The sequence below is a fragment of the Streptomyces sp. NBC_01669 genome, from assembly GCF_026339735.1.
GTDB classification, from domain to species: Bacteria; Actinomycetota; Actinomycetes; order Streptomycetales; family Streptomycetaceae; genus Streptomyces; species Streptomyces yanii.
Genome location: NZ_JAPEQG010000003.1, coordinates 379,280 through 394,117 on the forward strand (window position 1 = coordinate 379,280; position 14,838 = coordinate 394,117).

At 66.0% G+C, this 14,838-nt stretch carries 17 protein-coding genes and 2 pseudogenes; 12 read left to right on the forward strand and 7 right to left on the reverse strand.

The window, feature by feature from the left end:
- Positions 1-160: 160 nt before the first annotated feature.
- A complete protein-coding gene (locus OG972_RS48750; RefSeq protein WP_266993598.1) occupies positions 161-481 on the forward strand; it encodes a hypothetical protein in 321 nt (106 codons plus the stop codon).
- A gap of 116 nt (positions 482-597) precedes the next feature.
- Here the strand turns inward: OG972_RS48750 and OG972_RS48755 are convergent, their stop codons facing one another.
- Positions 598-996: a peptidase inhibitor family I36 protein gene (locus tag OG972_RS48755; protein ID WP_266993600.1), complete on the reverse strand. Its 399-nt coding sequence runs from the start codon at positions 994-996 to the stop codon at positions 598-600.
- A gap of 351 nt (positions 997-1,347) precedes the next feature.
- Here OG972_RS48755 and OG972_RS48760 point away from each other — a divergent pair, with 351 nt between their 5' ends.
- The 4 genes and pseudogenes from OG972_RS48760 (at position 1,348) to OG972_RS48775 (ending at position 5,039) form a co-directional block, all read left to right on the forward strand.
- The gene (locus OG972_RS48760) at positions 1,348-2,097 is read left to right on the forward strand and encodes an HNH endonuclease family protein (protein ID WP_266993602.1); all 750 of its coding nucleotides are present in this window, start codon (positions 1,348-1,350) and stop codon (positions 2,095-2,097) included.
- A gap of 200 nt (positions 2,098-2,297) precedes the next feature.
- A pseudogene (locus OG972_RS48765) lies at positions 2,298-3,517 on the forward strand (dihydrofolate reductase family protein).
- Between the two features lie 89 nt (positions 3,518-3,606).
- A complete protein-coding gene (locus OG972_RS48770; RefSeq protein WP_266993604.1) occupies positions 3,607-3,882 on the forward strand; it encodes a helix-turn-helix transcriptional regulator in 276 nt (91 codons plus the stop codon).
- Positions 3,883-4,424: 542 nt separating this feature from the next.
- The gene (locus OG972_RS48775) at positions 4,425-5,039 is read left to right on the forward strand and encodes a hypothetical protein (RefSeq protein WP_266993606.1); all 615 of its coding nucleotides are present in this window, start codon (positions 4,425-4,427) and stop codon (positions 5,037-5,039) included.
- Between the two features lie 73 nt (positions 5,040-5,112).
- Here OG972_RS48775 and OG972_RS48780 read toward each other — a convergent pair whose 3' ends face one another.
- From OG972_RS48780 to OG972_RS48790, 3 genes and pseudogenes are all read right to left on the reverse strand, one after another.
- The gene (locus tag OG972_RS48780; protein ID WP_266993608.1) at positions 5,113-5,523 is read right to left on the reverse strand and encodes a hypothetical protein; all 411 of its coding nucleotides are present in this window, start codon (positions 5,521-5,523) and stop codon (positions 5,113-5,115) included.
- A gap of 188 nt (positions 5,524-5,711) precedes the next feature.
- Entirely contained in the window at positions 5,712-6,332 is a 621-nt protein-coding gene (locus OG972_RS48785; protein WP_266993610.1) for a hypothetical protein, read from the reverse strand.
- Positions 6,333-6,429: 97 nt separating this feature from the next.
- Positions 6,430-6,519, reverse strand: a pseudogene (locus OG972_RS48790) (fic family toxin-antitoxin system, toxin component); the annotation flags it as partial.
- A 66-nt stretch (positions 6,520-6,585) separates the two neighbouring features.
- Here OG972_RS48790 and OG972_RS48795 point away from each other — a divergent pair.
- The 4 genes from OG972_RS48795 to OG972_RS48810 all read left to right on the forward strand — a co-directional run bounded on the left by OG972_RS48795 (position 6,586) and on the right by OG972_RS48810 (position 10,181).
- Complete coding sequence (locus OG972_RS48795) at positions 6,586-7,035, forward strand: SUKH-4 family immunity protein (protein WP_323136013.1); 450 nt, start codon at positions 6,586-6,588, stop codon at positions 7,033-7,035.
- Between the two features lie 426 nt (positions 7,036-7,461).
- Entirely contained in the window at positions 7,462-8,628 is a 1,167-nt protein-coding gene (locus tag OG972_RS48800) for an ISAs1 family transposase (protein WP_266993614.1), read from the forward strand.
- A 96-nt stretch (positions 8,629-8,724) separates the two neighbouring features.
- Complete coding sequence (locus OG972_RS48805; protein ID WP_266993616.1) at positions 8,725-9,876, forward strand: alpha/beta fold hydrolase; 1,152 nt, start codon at positions 8,725-8,727, stop codon at positions 9,874-9,876.
- Positions 9,877-10,016: 140 nt separating this feature from the next.
- A complete protein-coding gene (locus tag OG972_RS48810; protein WP_266993618.1) occupies positions 10,017-10,181 on the forward strand; it encodes a hypothetical protein in 165 nt (54 codons plus the stop codon).
- On the opposite strand, the gene OG972_RS48815 is transcribed toward OG972_RS48810, so the two are convergent.
- Positions 10,165-10,875: a hypothetical protein gene (locus OG972_RS48815; protein WP_266993620.1), complete on the reverse strand. Its 711-nt coding sequence runs from the start codon at positions 10,873-10,875 to the stop codon at positions 10,165-10,167. The two genes, OG972_RS48810 and OG972_RS48815, sit on opposite strands and share 17 nt — an antisense overlap.
- Before the next feature lie 133 nt (positions 10,876-11,008).
- On the opposite strand from OG972_RS48815, the gene OG972_RS48820 reads away from it, so the two are divergent.
- Both OG972_RS48820 and OG972_RS48825 read left to right on the forward strand, forming a co-directional pair.
- A complete protein-coding gene (locus OG972_RS48820; protein ID WP_266993623.1) occupies positions 11,009-12,100 on the forward strand; it encodes an integrase core domain-containing protein in 1,092 nt (363 codons plus the stop codon).
- Positions 12,101-12,246: 146 nt separating this feature from the next.
- Entirely contained in the window at positions 12,247-12,498 is a 252-nt protein-coding gene (locus tag OG972_RS48825) for a hypothetical protein (protein WP_266993625.1), read from the forward strand.
- A 35-nt stretch (positions 12,499-12,533) separates the two neighbouring features.
- Here the strand turns inward: OG972_RS48825 and OG972_RS48830 are convergent, their stop codons facing one another.
- Positions 12,534-12,698, reverse strand: coding sequence for a helix-turn-helix domain-containing protein (locus OG972_RS48830; protein WP_266993627.1), 165 nt, complete (start codon positions 12,696-12,698; stop codon positions 12,534-12,536).
- A gap of 458 nt (positions 12,699-13,156) precedes the next feature.
- Here OG972_RS48830 and OG972_RS48835 point away from each other — a divergent pair, with 458 nt between their 5' ends.
- A complete protein-coding gene (locus OG972_RS48835; RefSeq protein ID WP_266993629.1) occupies positions 13,157-13,723 on the forward strand; it encodes a hypothetical protein in 567 nt (188 codons plus the stop codon).
- A 421-nt stretch (positions 13,724-14,144) separates the two neighbouring features.
- On the opposite strand, the gene OG972_RS48840 is transcribed toward OG972_RS48835, so the two are convergent.
- On the reverse strand, positions 14,145-14,816 hold the full coding sequence (locus OG972_RS48840) for a hypothetical protein (RefSeq protein ID WP_266993631.1): 672 nt from the start codon (positions 14,814-14,816) through the stop codon (positions 14,145-14,147).
- Positions 14,817-14,838 lie beyond the last annotated feature (22 nt).

Genomic DNA, 14,838 nt, shown 5'->3' on the forward strand with positions numbered 1-14,838 from the left:
TTGCGTGAGCAACGGTCCATGACACGCAGCTGCTGCTAGGCAGCATGGGGTCGTGCGTTGAGGCGTTCGCTGCTGGACCGGGCAACGGTCGTGAAGGGTGGTGCGTCTGTGGGGGTGTGGGTCGGCCCTGCGTAGGGCTGGATCTGTTGAGGGGGGTTTCGTGGAGAAAGACGTGGAGCGGGAGCGCAGCGCGGAGGCAGCACCCAACGCGTACGAGCGGGTCCTCGCAGAGGATCGGCGGGTGCTCCGGGAGGTACTGCGCTCCAGTCGGGGCGGGGCGCACTTCGGTCTGGTGGTGACGGCCTTGGCACTCGGTGCGGTCGGGTACTTGGAGGGCCTCAAGTGGCCGTTGATCATCGGCGGCGCGTTCGCGGTCTGGTTTGCGCTGGCCTTGGCCGTCGTCCGCCGACGCGGCGGACGCAGCTGCAAGGCGATCGAGCGTGCATACATCGCGACCTTCGGTTGGGCCCAGTGGCTCTGACCTGACCGGTGTCGGGCCAGCCGGTCACTCGTGCACGCCGCGACCCGCGTATAGATCAACCTCTGGCTTCGGCAGCACCCAGGCCCCCTCGCCGCTCAGAAACACATTGGGGGTGTTCAGCCGCAGTCGTTGCGGTTGATCTTTAGGGAGCGGGTCTGGTCGTTGAGGTTGTAGCCGCGCAGGTCGTGGATGGAGCCGCCGCTGCGGGTCACGCAGACCCAGCGGCCGCTGTAGTTCCGCTTCTCGTAGACGCGCGCGGTGCGGTCGGAGTTGTTGCGGACTGAGCTGCCGCGGTCACGGATCGCGGACGGCAGGTCCTTCACGCCGCCGTCCACGGCACGCCGTACCCATGGCTGCCCACCGAAGTTGATCTCCGGGTAGATACACACGTAGCCGGACGGGCAGTCGATACCGGCCCGTACGGTGCCGGTGCTGCCGGAGGCGGAGGCGGGAGTGGCCAGTGAGGAGAGGGCCAGGGCGGCAACCGCCGCGGCACGCATCACGTTTTTGATCACGACATTAGACATACGGGCTTTTGGCCGCAGGAAGAACGACGTGGCCTGCGGGTTCACTCCGGCGGAGGAGCGCGACAAGGGGTGCGACCGGCGTGAGCACGGTGGGGGACGTCGATGCCGTCTTTGACGTGACCGACTCCGAGCCCGCGCTGAGCGTTGATGGCTGGGGCGAGATCGTCGAGGCCAGGTCGTACTCTCCACAGCCGCGCTGGCCCGGTGGTGACCTCACCTCGAAACCGATGCTGCTACCGGGCAACAGCGGGCGACGACCAACACATATGACCATCTGTCACACCCACTTGCACTCTGAGATCATGAGGCCGCATCAGTCGTCGATCCCGGAGTACCGCTGTGAAAGCCCGCCGTATCGTCCCCATCGCTGCCGCCGTTCTCGTGGCATCCCTTGCCGCATGCAGCCCCGGCCCGGCGGGTACCGACTCATCCGATTCGAAGCCGTCAGCTCCCGCCTCCTCGGCCAGTGTCCCGGTTGAGGGCAGCCCCTCAGCAGCGCCGGGTGCCCCCGCGGGCGGCAATGGCCTGTCCCTCGCCGAGGCCATCGCAAAGATCCCGGCCGCGGACGAGAGGCGCACCGGGTACGAGCGCGACAGCTTCAAGCACTGGATCGACGAAGACGGCGACTCGTGCTCGACCCGCAACGAAGTACTCATCGCCGAGGCGATCAAGGCCCCGGAGCAGGGGGCGCGATGCACTCTGACCGGAGGCGAGTGGCTCTCGTACTACGACGACGTCACCGTCACCGACGCGAAGCGGCTGGACATCGATCATATGGTCCCGCTTGCCGAGGCCTTCGACAGCGGTGCTTTCGCATGGGACGCGGCCCGGCGCATGCGATACGCGAATGATCTCGATGCCCAGCGGTCGCTCGTGGCCGTCACCGTGAGGACCAACCGGAGCAAAGCGGACAAGGACCCGTCGGAGTGGATGCCGCCGGCGGAGTCCGCGCGGTGCACCTACCTGGCCGACTGGACCGCCACGAAGCTCAGGTGGAAGCTGACCGCGGACGACAAGGAGCGGGCCGCCCTGGAGAAGCTGTCCGAGGGCTGCTCGGACACGGTCGTGAAGTACGAAGTCGCCCAGTAGCTGCACCTGCTGACAGTGGCCGGTGCGATCCTGCCTGCATGGACGAGCTGATGAGGCGCCGGATATATGGCGCCGGCCACGACGACCCTGCTGGACCGGGCAACGGTCGTGAAGGGTGCTGCACGGCCCTCGACAGGATCGTCCTGCACCCCGCCTGAAACCCCGCCCGTCCCTGTCCACCCGCTTCTAGGAGCTGCCTCGTGTCCCGCCCGTACGTCCTACTGTCCGCCGCTGTATCAATTGACGGCTACCTCGACACCCGACCGGGCGAGGAACGGCTCATACTCTCCAACGCCGAGGACTTCGATCGCGTCGACTCTGTACGAGCCAGCGTCGATGCGATCCTCGTCGGGGCTGGCACCCTCCGCGCGGACAACCCCCGCCTCCTTGTGAACTCCGAGCAGCGCCGCGCCGGTCGCATCGCCGACGGCCTCCCCGAGTACCCGCTCAAGGTCACCATCACCGGCACTGGCGATCTCAGCCCCGACTGGAAATTCTGGCACCACGGAGGGGAGAAGCTCGTCCTGGCCGTTGGCAACGAGGCGTCGGAGAAGGCGCGCGCGAACCTCGGGGATCTCGCCACGATCCAAGGCATCCCCACTGACGCAACCTGGCAGACGGCTCTCGACGTACTTGGCCAGGTTTACGGCATCGGCCGGCTCATGGTCGAGGGCGGAGGCACCATCCACACCCAGCTCCTGGAGCTCGCCCTCGCCGACGAGCTCCAACTAGTCATCGCCCCACTCCTTGTCGGGCAGAGCGACGCCGTACGGATGTTCGGCCCCGCCAACTATCTCGGTGGGCCCTCCGCCCGGCTCCAGCTCCTGGAGACTCGGCAGATCGGCGACGTCGTACTCCTGCGGTACGCCCCGAAAGACATCAGCACGGAGAACCGATGAGCATCAACCGCACCGCGGGGGCCTGCGGCCAGCCCGGCCGCGGCCACAAAGCCACCGCTGCGGACCGGGCATGGCTGGCCGTGGCCTGCGAGCTCGCCGCCCAGTGTCCGCCGTCCACGACAGCTTTCTCCGTTGGTGCGGTCATCGTCGCCATCGACGGAACCGAGCTCGCCCGCAGCTATTCCCGCGAGAATGACCCCCACGACCACGCCGAGGAAGGCGCCCTCGTCAAGATCCCCGACGATGACCCGCGCCTCGCCAACGCCACCATTTACAGCTCTCTTGAGCCCTGCGCAAAACGCGCTTCCCGTCCCCGGCCATGCGCCCAGCTCATCCGCGACGCCGGAATCCATCGAGTGGTCACCGCATGGCGGGAGCCGGACACCTTCGTTCTCGGCGCTGACGGTACCGAGTTCCTTGAGAAGGCAGGTGTCCCCGTCATCGAGCTCCCTGAGTATGCAGATGCTGCGAAACTGCCCAATCAGCACCTACTGAAGCAGAACGTCGATGGAGACAGCTGATGAGGCCGTCCTCGCCCACTGCTACGCCGCTGTTTCCAGTAGTGTCCATGTAACTTTCAATCGTCACACGCCGCAGAGAGGAATGAACGGTGGCACAACCATCGCCTGACCCGGTCGACGCCTTGCTTGCGCAGTCTGTAGGACTCCCCGCACCTGCGGTACGGGCGCGTCTACGTCAGGCCGCCTCGCTGACACAGATCGAAGTCGCTGCAGCGATCGGCGTGCACCGGATTCAAGTGGTGCGCTGGGAGAACGGCCAGGCTGAGCCTCGCAATCCTCACCGCCGCACTTACGGCCGCCTGCTCGAACGGCTTGCTGCCCAATTCCCGGACGCCCTCATGCCCACCGATACCGAAGCGAGCTGAAGACCTTGTCCATGGCTCAGCCGACCTAGAAATGTCGAAGCCGCCCCATCCCTGCCAGGACGAAGCGGCTTCTTAGCAATCGACTCGGCAACCCACTACAGCCTTCAAGTCGTGTCCGGTGAGGTGACCTCGCCGGGGGTGATGCCCGTGGACCTTCCGGTCCGCGTGATCACCTGTACCCAGAATAGGCGGACCGCCAGGGACGCCACCACCCTGGGTCCCCGGTCAGGTCATCCGCTGGTCACGGCTCCCCTATCAGGGGAGAACCACCCACATGCACCGCCAGCTCCACCCCCGCTGACCTGTCGCCTCGAAGGTTGAGCGATTCTCATCGAAGGTTGGGTGAGGACACGGCGCAGGTGAGGGTCAGGGGTTCCGGGACTGGTGAGCTCGCATGTTCAGGTGTCGCGTATTCGCGGCCGAGCCGAGATGGGGCATGCGCTGAGTGATCTGCGCGAGCTCGGCGGCACCCGGCAGCCTGCTGGTCGGCGATTGGCATGATGGGCGACGGCAAGTTCTCAGGTGTCTCTAGAGGAGCGACTATGGCGTTCGAGACCGAAGCCGATTTCGGAGTCGCCGAACGGGACGAGTGGTCCTATTCGCCGGCTGTCGGCGTCGGACCGCTTCGGTTCGGTATGACCGTCAACGAAGTGGTCGAGGCGGCTGAGATACTCGGCCAGACGAAGGTCAGCGATTGTGCACGGGGCCACGCGATCTTCTCGCCAACTTGGAAGGCCGAAGTCCACCGTCGCGGGGTCGCTCCTTCTCCACCTGCCGTCACGGCCTATGTGAGCCAAGCTGTGGGGCTGTTTTGCATCGCTGCCGACGCCGTGCAGGGTCCCCAGGTTGCGTACGACGGACTCCCGCTGGTCGGGAGAGACATGGCGGAGCTGGAGAGCGACGCAATCGCGTATGCCGAGGCGATGAACGTGCACTTTCGCTACATGCCCGAGGGCTACGCAGGACCGGATGATCCCGGGGTCGTCATGCGCGGGCAATTGGTCGGGCAGGTCCTCCGATCGCGTCCGTTGTTCATGGTGACGCGCGACGGCGCGAATACTGAATGGGACTCGTTGCCCTCCGAGGAGTACCACGTCAACGGACGCCCTCCGAGGAGTACCACGCCAACGGACAGTCCATGGCCCGACGTGGTGTGACTCATGACGAGGGGTAGAGGAGATACGCCCGAATGCGCCAGCTCACCAGTCGAGGCCCGGTTCGGGGCGCCCGCTAATGCACGAAGTCGAGTTCCTTGATCACATCCGTCGCTGCGGTGGTCCGCTGCTTGGGGTCCATGTCGGCGACGGCGGTCATCAGCTGGTCGGCCAGTCCCGCTCCGTCACCGTCCAGAGCGCGCAGGACCTGGTGCTTGATGTTGACGGGCATGAGGACTGGTGTGCCGGAGGCCTGCCACAGCTGGAACCAGAAGTCGTGGGGCTCGTCCGAGGGCACTGGCAGCGCGGCCAGGAGCGAGACCAGGTGACTGGTGGCCGCGTACCCGGCGGAGTGCGCTGTCGCGATCAGGGCGATGTCGGCGATCTGCTCCACGCTGAGCGAGCTGGCACCGAAGTCGGGGGTGAGGTTCATGTGCTGAAGCAGGTAGTCGCCCAGCGACTCGGGCTGGCGCACATCAGGGATCATCGGCTGTCCTCCCGCAGGGGTGCGGGTCCCGGCCGGGACCCGCAGTCCTCGATCGTCGCAGCGCCGCCGCTCACCGTGTGGAGCGTTCGTCCTGATTAGCCGGGAAGTGCCCAGCTCACGAGTTCGGGCGGCAAAGGCCCCGGGGCCTTGCGGTGCGGGGCGGCTGTTCGGTTGCCCCGTCCATGGCTTCAGGAGCGGAAGCCGATAACGCCGAAACCAGGCCGTGCCTGCGCGCGTCGCATCCATTCGAGGCACTGCATCACGGCCTCCACGACTTCGGGCTCCAGCGGCGGGGCCTGTCCAGACTCGTCGACCGCGCGCTTGCCGGCCTCGAACTGCTCCAACGCCTGGGCGATGTGATCGGGCGTCCATTCGCCGCAGCCCGGTGTGAAGGCGTACGGCAGTGGAGCGGGCGGGTCGCCGTGGCTGAAGGTTTCCACGGACACGGCGGTGATACCGAGAGCGTTCAGCCCCTGGTCGACGACCGACAGCCAGCCGCCCCTGTGCGGTGTGAAACAGCCGTTGGGCAAAAACACGCCGGTGAGCGAGCACAGCCGGTCGTAGGCGTAGCCGTACTGAAAGGCATGGTCACTGTTCTCGCTGAAGGGCCCGCCGTGGATGACCGCGTGCAGGGCCTCGTACGCCGTGGGGGCTCCCTGCCCGATCACGTGGCTGTGATAGTCGTCGTCGCGGGCCAGGTCGTCCCCGAAGCTGCTGCGTATCGCCTCCAGCAGCTGGGTATCGCCGGAGCCGACCAGGGCACGCGTAGCGGCAACGTCGAGCAGGTACACGCTCAGAGATGAACCCATGGGACGAGCCTATGGGAAGCCGCTGACACTCCTGCGCGCGGCCGCGGACCGGTGGAGGACCATGGGTATCCCGGCCGGTATGGGCACTGTGGGCAGGTCAGTTGATGGTCCAGTCGCGCAGCTGACGGGCGAGGCGAGCGACGCCCAGCGTTCCCGCGGCGGCGTCGCGCACGAGGGCGACGGCCGCATGCACCACTACAGAAGGAATGCAGTGAGTAACGAAAGCGTTGACGAGGAATTCCCTCACTTTTCGATGGTTCAGCTGCACTTTCGTGAACCCGTAAAGGGTGCGCCCGTGCCGGAATTCCTCAATGTTCCAGATGAAGCGATCGGGGCGGTATATCAGTCTCTAGACTTCCTGGAAAGTGTAACGATTGAGCCGTATGGGGAATTGGTCAAGTTCGGCACGACCGGATTGTTCGGAAGTATCCTGTGGGATCCGCACACAGGGCACGTGGTGCAATCCGGTAAACAAATGGACCATGTGGTGATGGTTAATACCACTCTCGAGCGTTTCTCCCTGTGTGTGCGCGGTCTTATCGAGCGCTATCCATTTGATGCCGATGAAGGTGGGGATAGTTGGGACGTCGCCGCGCAAGACGTGGAAGATTTTCTACGCCACACCGATCCGGAGGCATACGTAATCGACGGGAATCTGTGGTACGAAGTCAAGTGGGATATCGCAAATGGGGATTTTAGTTAGAGTGCGCAGAAATAAACTCGCGTTTTCTCGCCAGGTGTCTCGTCGGCCTCGATTCGTCAGCGGTGATTGCTGTTCGGTGAGGTGATCGGTTCGCCCCGTTTGTTCCCCAGGTTGTCGGGCGGGGTCTTCGCGTGTCGCTGCGGCTGCGCTGAAGGGCTGGCGCCTCCTACGGAAGGTCCGCTGCAGCACCAACCGCATCACCGCGATCATCCAGGCCGTTCTCGTCCTTCACATAGGGGCATTGCGTGATTGGGATTGATCCGGTTCGCCGGTCTCGTGAGTGACGTGGCGTCATGTCCGTGGTGCGGCAAGGAGCCCGGGAGAGCAGAGCAGGCACGGTGCTGGTGATCATGTGGTTGTCGAGACCCATGAGAACCGAGCGAGACCGTGCCTGCCCGAACATCATCGCCCATCCCTTCCGCACTGGTGCAACTGGGCTCCCCGACTGATCCCCTCACCTCAAGCGATGTCGCTGACCTGCGGCGATTCCTGATCCTGGTCGCCGATCCCCGCGATGCGCGAGGACTGCGGTATCCGGCCCTCGCGTTGCTGTGCGCAGCCGTCTCGGCGGTGCTGACCGGGGCTCGCTCGCTCATCGCGATCAGCGAGTGGATCACGGATGCCCCGCAGCATGTGCTGGGCGTCCTCGGCTTCGCTGCCGATCCACTTACCGGTCTGCGGCCGGTGCCGCACGCCGCAACCGTGCGCCGCCTGCTGCAGCGTGTGGACGGTGACGCGCTGGACGCGGCGATCAGCGCGTATCTGCAGGCCAGAACGCTGCCCCCGGTCGAGCCGGAGGCGGAGAATGGGCCGGTGCGACGGGTGATCGCGGTCGACGGCAAGGTGGTCCGCGGATCGCGAACCCGGGTGGCCGCGGCGATCCAGCTGCTGGCGGCGATGGACCACCACGGCGTGGTCCTGGCCCAGCGGCAGGTCGCTTCCAAGAGCAACGAGATCCCCTCCTTCGCGCCGTTGCTGGACGGTCTCGAGCTGGAGAACACGGTGGTGACCGCCGACGCCCTGCACACCCAGCACGACCACGGGGCCTATCTGACCAGTCGCGGCGCGCACTACGTGGCCGTCGTGAAGAAGAACCATCCGGGCCTGTACGCCCAGGTCAGGAAGCTGCCCTGGCGGGATATCCCGCTCGGGCACCGCACTCGCGACCACGCCCACCACCGCGACGAGATCCGCCGGCTCAAGGTCGCCGCGTTCAGCCACCTCGACTACCCCGGCGCCCGCCAGGCGATCCAAGTCGTACGGTGGCGACGCGACTTGAGCACCGGGAAGCTGACCATCGAGCGCGTCTACCTGATCACCAGCCTGAGCGTCTTCGACGCCACCTGCACCGAGCTCGCCACCTGGATCAGAGGCCACTGGGGTATCGAGAACCTCCTGCACCACGTGCGGGACCGCACGTTCCGCGAGGACGCCTCCAAGGTCCGCACCGGCACCCTGCCCCGCGCCATGGCCTCCCTGCGCAACCTCGCCATCAGCGTCTTCCGCCAGGACGGCCAGACCAACATCGCCGCCGCCCTCCGCCACACCGGCCGCGACTACCACCGGCCCCTACGAACCCTCGGTCTCACGTGACGAACCCAGACAGATCTCGATCATGCAATGACCCTGCTCGCCAAGTGGCTTGCTCCGCAGGATAGTTGCCACACGGCCTAACCGCACGGAGGAGCAATGGCCATCCTCACCACCGACCACGCGGTCCCGCATACCTCGACCGAACCCGCGAATACGGGCCAGTCCGTCAATCTCTTCGTACGGGAGCTCGTCGACACCGATGCGGAGGAGCCCGAGGTCGTCCTCATGCTCCACGGCAGGACCGTCTCGGGCCTCCCGACCTTCGACCTCCAGTACGGCGACTACAGCTGGGCCAGGGATCTGGCGGGTGCGGGCTACGACGTGTTCATCATGGATCTCCAGGGAGCCGGCAAGTCACCGCGCCCGAAGATGGACGATCCGTGCAATATCAGCCCGCTCCAGCAGCAGCAGCTGCAGAGCATCCTGGTCCCCAACCCGCTGGAGAACGGTCCTTGCTCCCCGAGCTACCCGCATCAGCTGGGCAACTCGCAGAGCAACTGGGACGAGGTGGACACCGTCGTCGACTACATCATCGGGCTGCGGCGGCAGCGGCATGTGGCGCTCATCGGACATTCCGCGGCCGCGTTCGCGTTCGGACCGTATGCGCTGCAGCACCCCGAGAAGGTGGCGAGCCTGTTCCTCAGCGCGCCGGTCTTCCCGCCCAGGGGCAGGAAGGGCACGGGGGACGGCTTCGGCGTACCGGCCGGTGTGACGCTGCCGGTCTCCAGCCCAGCGGGCACATACGGCTTCCCGACGAACGTCTTCGTCAAAGAGGGCTTCCCAAGCGGAGAGGTCCCGGTCGACGTGGCGTGGAAAGCCATGATGGAGAGCGACGACCTCGGCAGTACCTGGGGCCCCACGGACCCAGCAACCGGACAGCCGGAGGGCGTTTCGCGGTGGCGGTTCCCCTACTGGTGGGGCTGGAACTCCACCACGGCGCCGCTGCACGGCACGCTCGGCCGGAGGGTGCCCGTGTTCATCGTGTACGGAGACCTCGACACCACGGTGAACACGCCGGAGTCCTCGCCCGACGTGCTCTACTTCTCGGTGCCCGCGCTCTACGCAGCCATCCTCGGCCCAAGGAAACTGATGATCCGGGTCGCCGGCACGGGGCACCAAATGGGCTGGGAAAGCCAGTACAAGGTCCTGCACCGGATGTCCCGGCAGTGGCTGAAGAATCGCACTGTCGACGGCTTCGAAGAGGGAAGCTACTTCCTGGACGAGAACGGCGTCTACCACCCCGCGTAGGAGCTGGTCGGCTTGCACGGCCGTACGGGCCAGCCGTCAACGGCTGATGTTCCTCAACCCCCGTCCCCCGTCCCGTCCGCCCCGGCGCGGCGGGCGGGGCGGCTGCAACCGGCGGCGGGCCGTCACGCCTCTGAGTGAGTGTGAGAAGAACTTTCTCCCGGCGCCGCAGCGACCGGCGCGGCCTGCGACTCTGGCCGGTCGGCACCGTGCCGGCCCTGGCCTTCACCGCCGCGGTCCTCATTGCCGCCGTCGTCTTCTACACCGGCTGGGACCTGCTCGGCGCCCGCGTCAGTGGTCGCCGGTGAGGGTGCGGCTGGGCTCGGTGGTGACGAGCCGGATCCAGCGGGCCGCCGGGTCCAGCGCAGCCCCGTCACGGGACTTGCAGCGCGGGCCGAGGGAGCCGCCGAGGCGGCCGGTCCAGCCGTTGCGCCCGGAGCGGGAGGTGCCGCCATAGGACGGCTCCACGTAGCCGATCACCGTGTCACCACTGCGCAGGATCCACCGGTGGTTGTCCCGGTGCTCCGGGTGGCGGACCGGTTCTGCGGCGCCAGCGATGGCCCGTGCCTTCTTCATCGCGAGCTTCTGCGGCCGCGGCTCGATGCCTTTCGGTTCGACCGTCAGCCCTGAATCGTCACGTGACGCTTGGGCGGTGCGTGCCGTGGGCTGAGCAGCCGGTGTGTCGCGCTTCGAATCGTCACGTGACGCTTGGGTGCCATTGCCGGGGGCGGATGAGTGCCCGGTGGTGGGCTGGTTCTGGCGGGCGGTGGGGGTGCGGGCGGCCAGGTCGATGCCCGTGGAGGTCTCGGCGGCCCGGCGGACGAGGGTGCCGTGTAGGGCCTGCGCGGCGGGGGCGGCCCGGTGGGCGCGGGCGGCGAGGACTGTCGGGATCCGCGCCACCACTCCGAGGTCGAAGTCGTCGGCGGGCTGCCCGGCGACCAGGGCGCCGGCCAGCCGCCGGGCGGCCAGTGCAAGTTGGTCGGCAAGTTCCAGGGCGGGCACGCCGTCGTTGCGGGTGCCGACAAATCATCCGGCCAGGTCAGGAGCTTGATCGTCGCTGGCAGGCCTTCTGCTCGCGCGCCACTCGCGCCCGTGCTGTTCACCCGGATGGCCGTCGGCGGCATCATGATCTGTCGTGCTGCTGCGCCTGGCCTACCTCGCCGTCACCAATACGTTCACGCTCCTGCGGCTGCTGCCGATGAGTGAGCGGGACAAAGACATCGAGATCCTCACGCTGCGGCACCAGCTGCTGGTCCTGCAGCGCCAGGTCGGCAAGCCCGCGTTCACCGACACCGACCGTGCGCTGCTCGCTGGCCTGCTCCATCGTCTCCCGATGAACAAGCTGCGCCAGCTCCTGCTGCTGGTGCGTCCCGACACGATCTTGCGATGGCACCGCGACCTGCTCAAACAGCGCCATGCCGTCACGTGCGCACCGAGGCGGCGAGGGCGCCCACCCACAGTCCGCTCGATCCGCAGCCTGGTCTTGCGCCTGGCACGCGAGAACAGCTCCTGGGGGTACCGGCGCATCCACGGTGAGCTCGCGGCGCTCGGTATCAAGATCGCCGCCTCCACCGTCTGGGAGATCCTCAAGGAGCACGGCATCCCGCCCGCCCCCGAACGCGAAGGCACGACCTGGGCTGACTTCCTGCACAGCCAGGCCGACGCGCTCCTCGCCTGCGACTTCTTCGAGACCCGCACCCTGGCCGGGGCACGCCTGTACGTTTTCGCCGTCATCGAGCACACCACCCGCAGGATCCGGATCCTGGGCGCCACCGCACACCCCACCGCGGACTGGGTGGTACAGGTCGGACGCAATCTCGCCATGGATCTCCAGGACGCGGGCAGCACAGCCAAGTTCTTGATCCGCGACCGGGACCGGAAGTTCACACAGGCCTTCGATGCCGTGCTCGCCGACGCCGGGTTGGAGGTCGTCGCCAGCGGTGTCCGGGTGCCCCGAATGAACTCCATCATGGAGCGCTGGATACAGACCTGCCGCAGGGAGCTGCTGGACCGCACCTTGATCTGGAACCGAAGCCACCTCCTGCACGTGCTCCAGGAGTTCGAATCGTTCTACAACGGGCATCGGCCGCACCGGGCCCTCGGCCAAGCCGCCCCGCTCCGCCCGCTACCTGAACCGATCACCGAACCAGGACAGATCGCGCATCTGGAGGTCCACCGACGAGACCGGCTCGGCGGAACCCTGCATGAGTACCAACATGCCGCCTGAGCAGGTCGGATGATTAATCGGCACCCGCAAGGCCGGGGACACCACAACAGATCACATAGATCAATGATCAAGGTCGTGACCTGGTCTGATGATTTTTCGGCACCCGCAACCTTCGCGACTGGCGGGCGGCGGCGAGCCACATCACCGTGGGGCTCGCCGCACTACCGGACAACTACCGCCGCGACAAGGCGTGGTATCGATCCTGTCTGGGGCATGCGCTTGCGGGGGCCGGAGAGCCTGAGCAGGCGTTGACGGTCTCCCTTGCGAGCGTTCCTGACGCTGATGTGGTCGGACGCCCGCATGCCTGGAACGAGCTGCACACCACGGCTGCCGTACTGCTGCGCAACGGGACACGAGAAGGGCGTCACCTGGCCGATGCGCTGAAGTCGCACGACTGAGCCGTTTGCAACGTCCGCCCGTACTCGATGTGCTTTCACATCTGGGTTCCTGATCCCGGCTGCTGGGGCCGGACTTCCCGGACGCCGGCCCGGCCCGGCTCCAGGAACTGGCGCTTCCAGTTCCCGACCGACTGCTCGGACACCTTCGCCCGACGCGCGGCCTCGGCGACCGTAAGCTCACCGGCCAGGATCGAGAGCACGATCCGAACCTTCTCCTCCGGGGGCAACGCCGGTGGCCTCACGGGCGGCAGTCGGTTGCGGTTACTGGGCGGCCTTGTTGCCGTTCTTGCCGTCGACTTCGAGGGCGATAGTCCGACGCCGAGCGAAGAAGCGCGCCCTGGCGTCAGTCCTCCACTGGCTCCACTCGAATGGGTGCAGCACCACCCAGATAAAGCATGCACCCCGCATCCTCCACATCCGAGTTCTCTGGTGGGACCACGTAGATCCCCGCGGTGGGCGCGGGGACCCAGCCAAGATTACGCGGAGGGTCATACGCCTCGTAATGCCCGACGTAGAGCCTCGTCGGCGGGATGGATACCGTACAAACATCTCCCGCACGGAGCTCGGACAGCGCCGGTTCCACCCGATATGGAACCCATTCCCGGTGAGCGTTGTCACCCGGGAAGGAGAATGTGCCATCCCATCGAAAATTCGAGGAGTGGTCGATCACCCCCCACGGCCATTCCAAAATGATTCGGCGCGCACCACCACAGCCGTCATCCGGCGCCCGATCCAGTACGTCGAGCACCTCAGCTACTACCCCGAACTCGAACGGCGCGTCCTGGAACTCGCCGACACGGGCCTGAGCGCCGTGAAGATCGCCGATCAGCTCAACCGGGACGGCTACCGCTCGGCACGCGGCGACGATCCCATCCGGCGGCGCGTCGTCGTACAGATCCTGCATCGCAGCGGCCGACCCCTTCCAGCCCAGCCCAGGCCGCTGCCGATTGATCCGGCCGAAGCTCCCCAGGAGCACGAATGGTGGCTGGCCGACCTCGCCGCCCGCCTCGGCTGCACCACCGGCACCATCCGCAAATGGCTCAGGGACGGACACCTCACCGGCCGTCAGGAGACACAGCACCCCCACCGCTGGATCCTCCACGCCCCACCCGGCAAAATCACCCATCTCGAAGAACACCTCGCCAAGGCGCGAGGACGCAACACCCGCGTCCATCCCCGCTTCGCCGAAGAACTCGGGGACAACGCACAGGCGCAGAGTGCTTGACGCATCGAGAACCGGCTGCACTTCGTCCGCGACACCACCTTCCGCGAGGACGCCTCGAAGGTTCGGACCGGCCACGGGCCCGACAACATGGCGAGCCTGCGGAACTTGGCGATCAACACGCTCCGCGACGCCGGGCACAGCAACATCGCCGCCGGTCTCCGCCACGCTTCCTACGAACCGTTCACCCGCCCACTCGACCTCTTGGGCATCGCCTGACCGGCGCACTCACAAGATCAAGAGACTTTGCAGCGCCTCTGCCTGTCCAGCCAGGGCTGTTGCACAGTCTTTTGATACCGCGCCCTCGATCTCCTCGGCATCATCTCACCTGCACCGATCAAAGATCGGGGGGCGTTGCAACAGCCCCGGGATGAACATCCCATCGATTACGCCATCGCACTTTCCAAGGAACATCTACTTCACATTATTCCTCGAAAGAGAAATCTGCACGCTTGAACACTTCCGTAAGTTCCTGATAATCGGCCTCCGGATTCAGGGCGCCGACCAGAGAACGATCGATGCGCGCCTTCCGCATTACTCGCTCTACGAGTTCGGCATCCATGGCGATCTCGAAGATCTCTTCCGCACGCTCCACATAGGCTACGGGTTGATCATCTACGTACTGGCCGAACAGAATCTCAGCACCGTCCGCATCGACGATCACCGCGTCGGGAACGTCAACTCCACTGGTCTTCCACGTAGTTCCTTCTGCTCGCAGCCAGAACAGTACGGTTGCCAGAGGCACTGAATTCGAGCCGGCCACCACTCTTTGGTTCAGGAGCGGCAGAAACTCCGCAGGAATTTCTTCGGTCAGACCGGGCCACACCACGGGGGGTGATTCCCGGTAGGGACTCATGGGAGACTCATGGTCGAAACCTCGAGCAAAAACGCCGGCCTGCGTGAAGTAAATCGTGAACTCTCCGCCCACTCCATCACGCATCTCTGCCTTTGCGCCCTTCTCCCGAGTGTTCTCGAACGTGAAGGCGCGCAGATCCGCATCCGGGCAGGCAATGGCGTCCAGTACAGCCAGAGCCTGGGATCGAATGCGTAGCTCCTCGGCGCTCGGTAGCCTTTTGATCAATTCGTGAACCGACATAAGCAAATCTAAGCACAAACAG

Coding starts and splice junctions, on each gene's coding strand:
- OG972_RS48795 (WP_323136013.1), top strand. CDS start 6,586: ATGGTTCAGCTGCACTTTCGTGAACCCGTAAAGGGTGCGCCCGTGCCG.
- OG972_RS48775 (WP_266993606.1), top strand. CDS start 4,425: ATGGCGTTCGAGACCGAAGCCGATTTCGGAGTCGCCGAACGGGACGAG.
- OG972_RS48805 (WP_266993616.1), top strand. CDS start 8,725: ATGGCCATCCTCACCACCGACCACGCGGTCCCGCATACCTCGACCGAA.
- OG972_RS48840 (WP_266993631.1), bottom strand. CDS start 14,816: ATGTCGGTTCACGAATTGATCAAAAGGCTACCGAGCGCCGAGGAGCTA.
- OG972_RS48780 (WP_266993608.1), bottom strand. CDS start 5,523: ATGATCCCTGATGTGCGCCAGCCCGAGTCGCTGGGCGACTACCTGCTT.
- OG972_RS48785 (WP_266993610.1), bottom strand. CDS start 6,332: ATGGGTTCATCTCTGAGCGTGTACCTGCTCGACGTTGCCGCTACGCGT.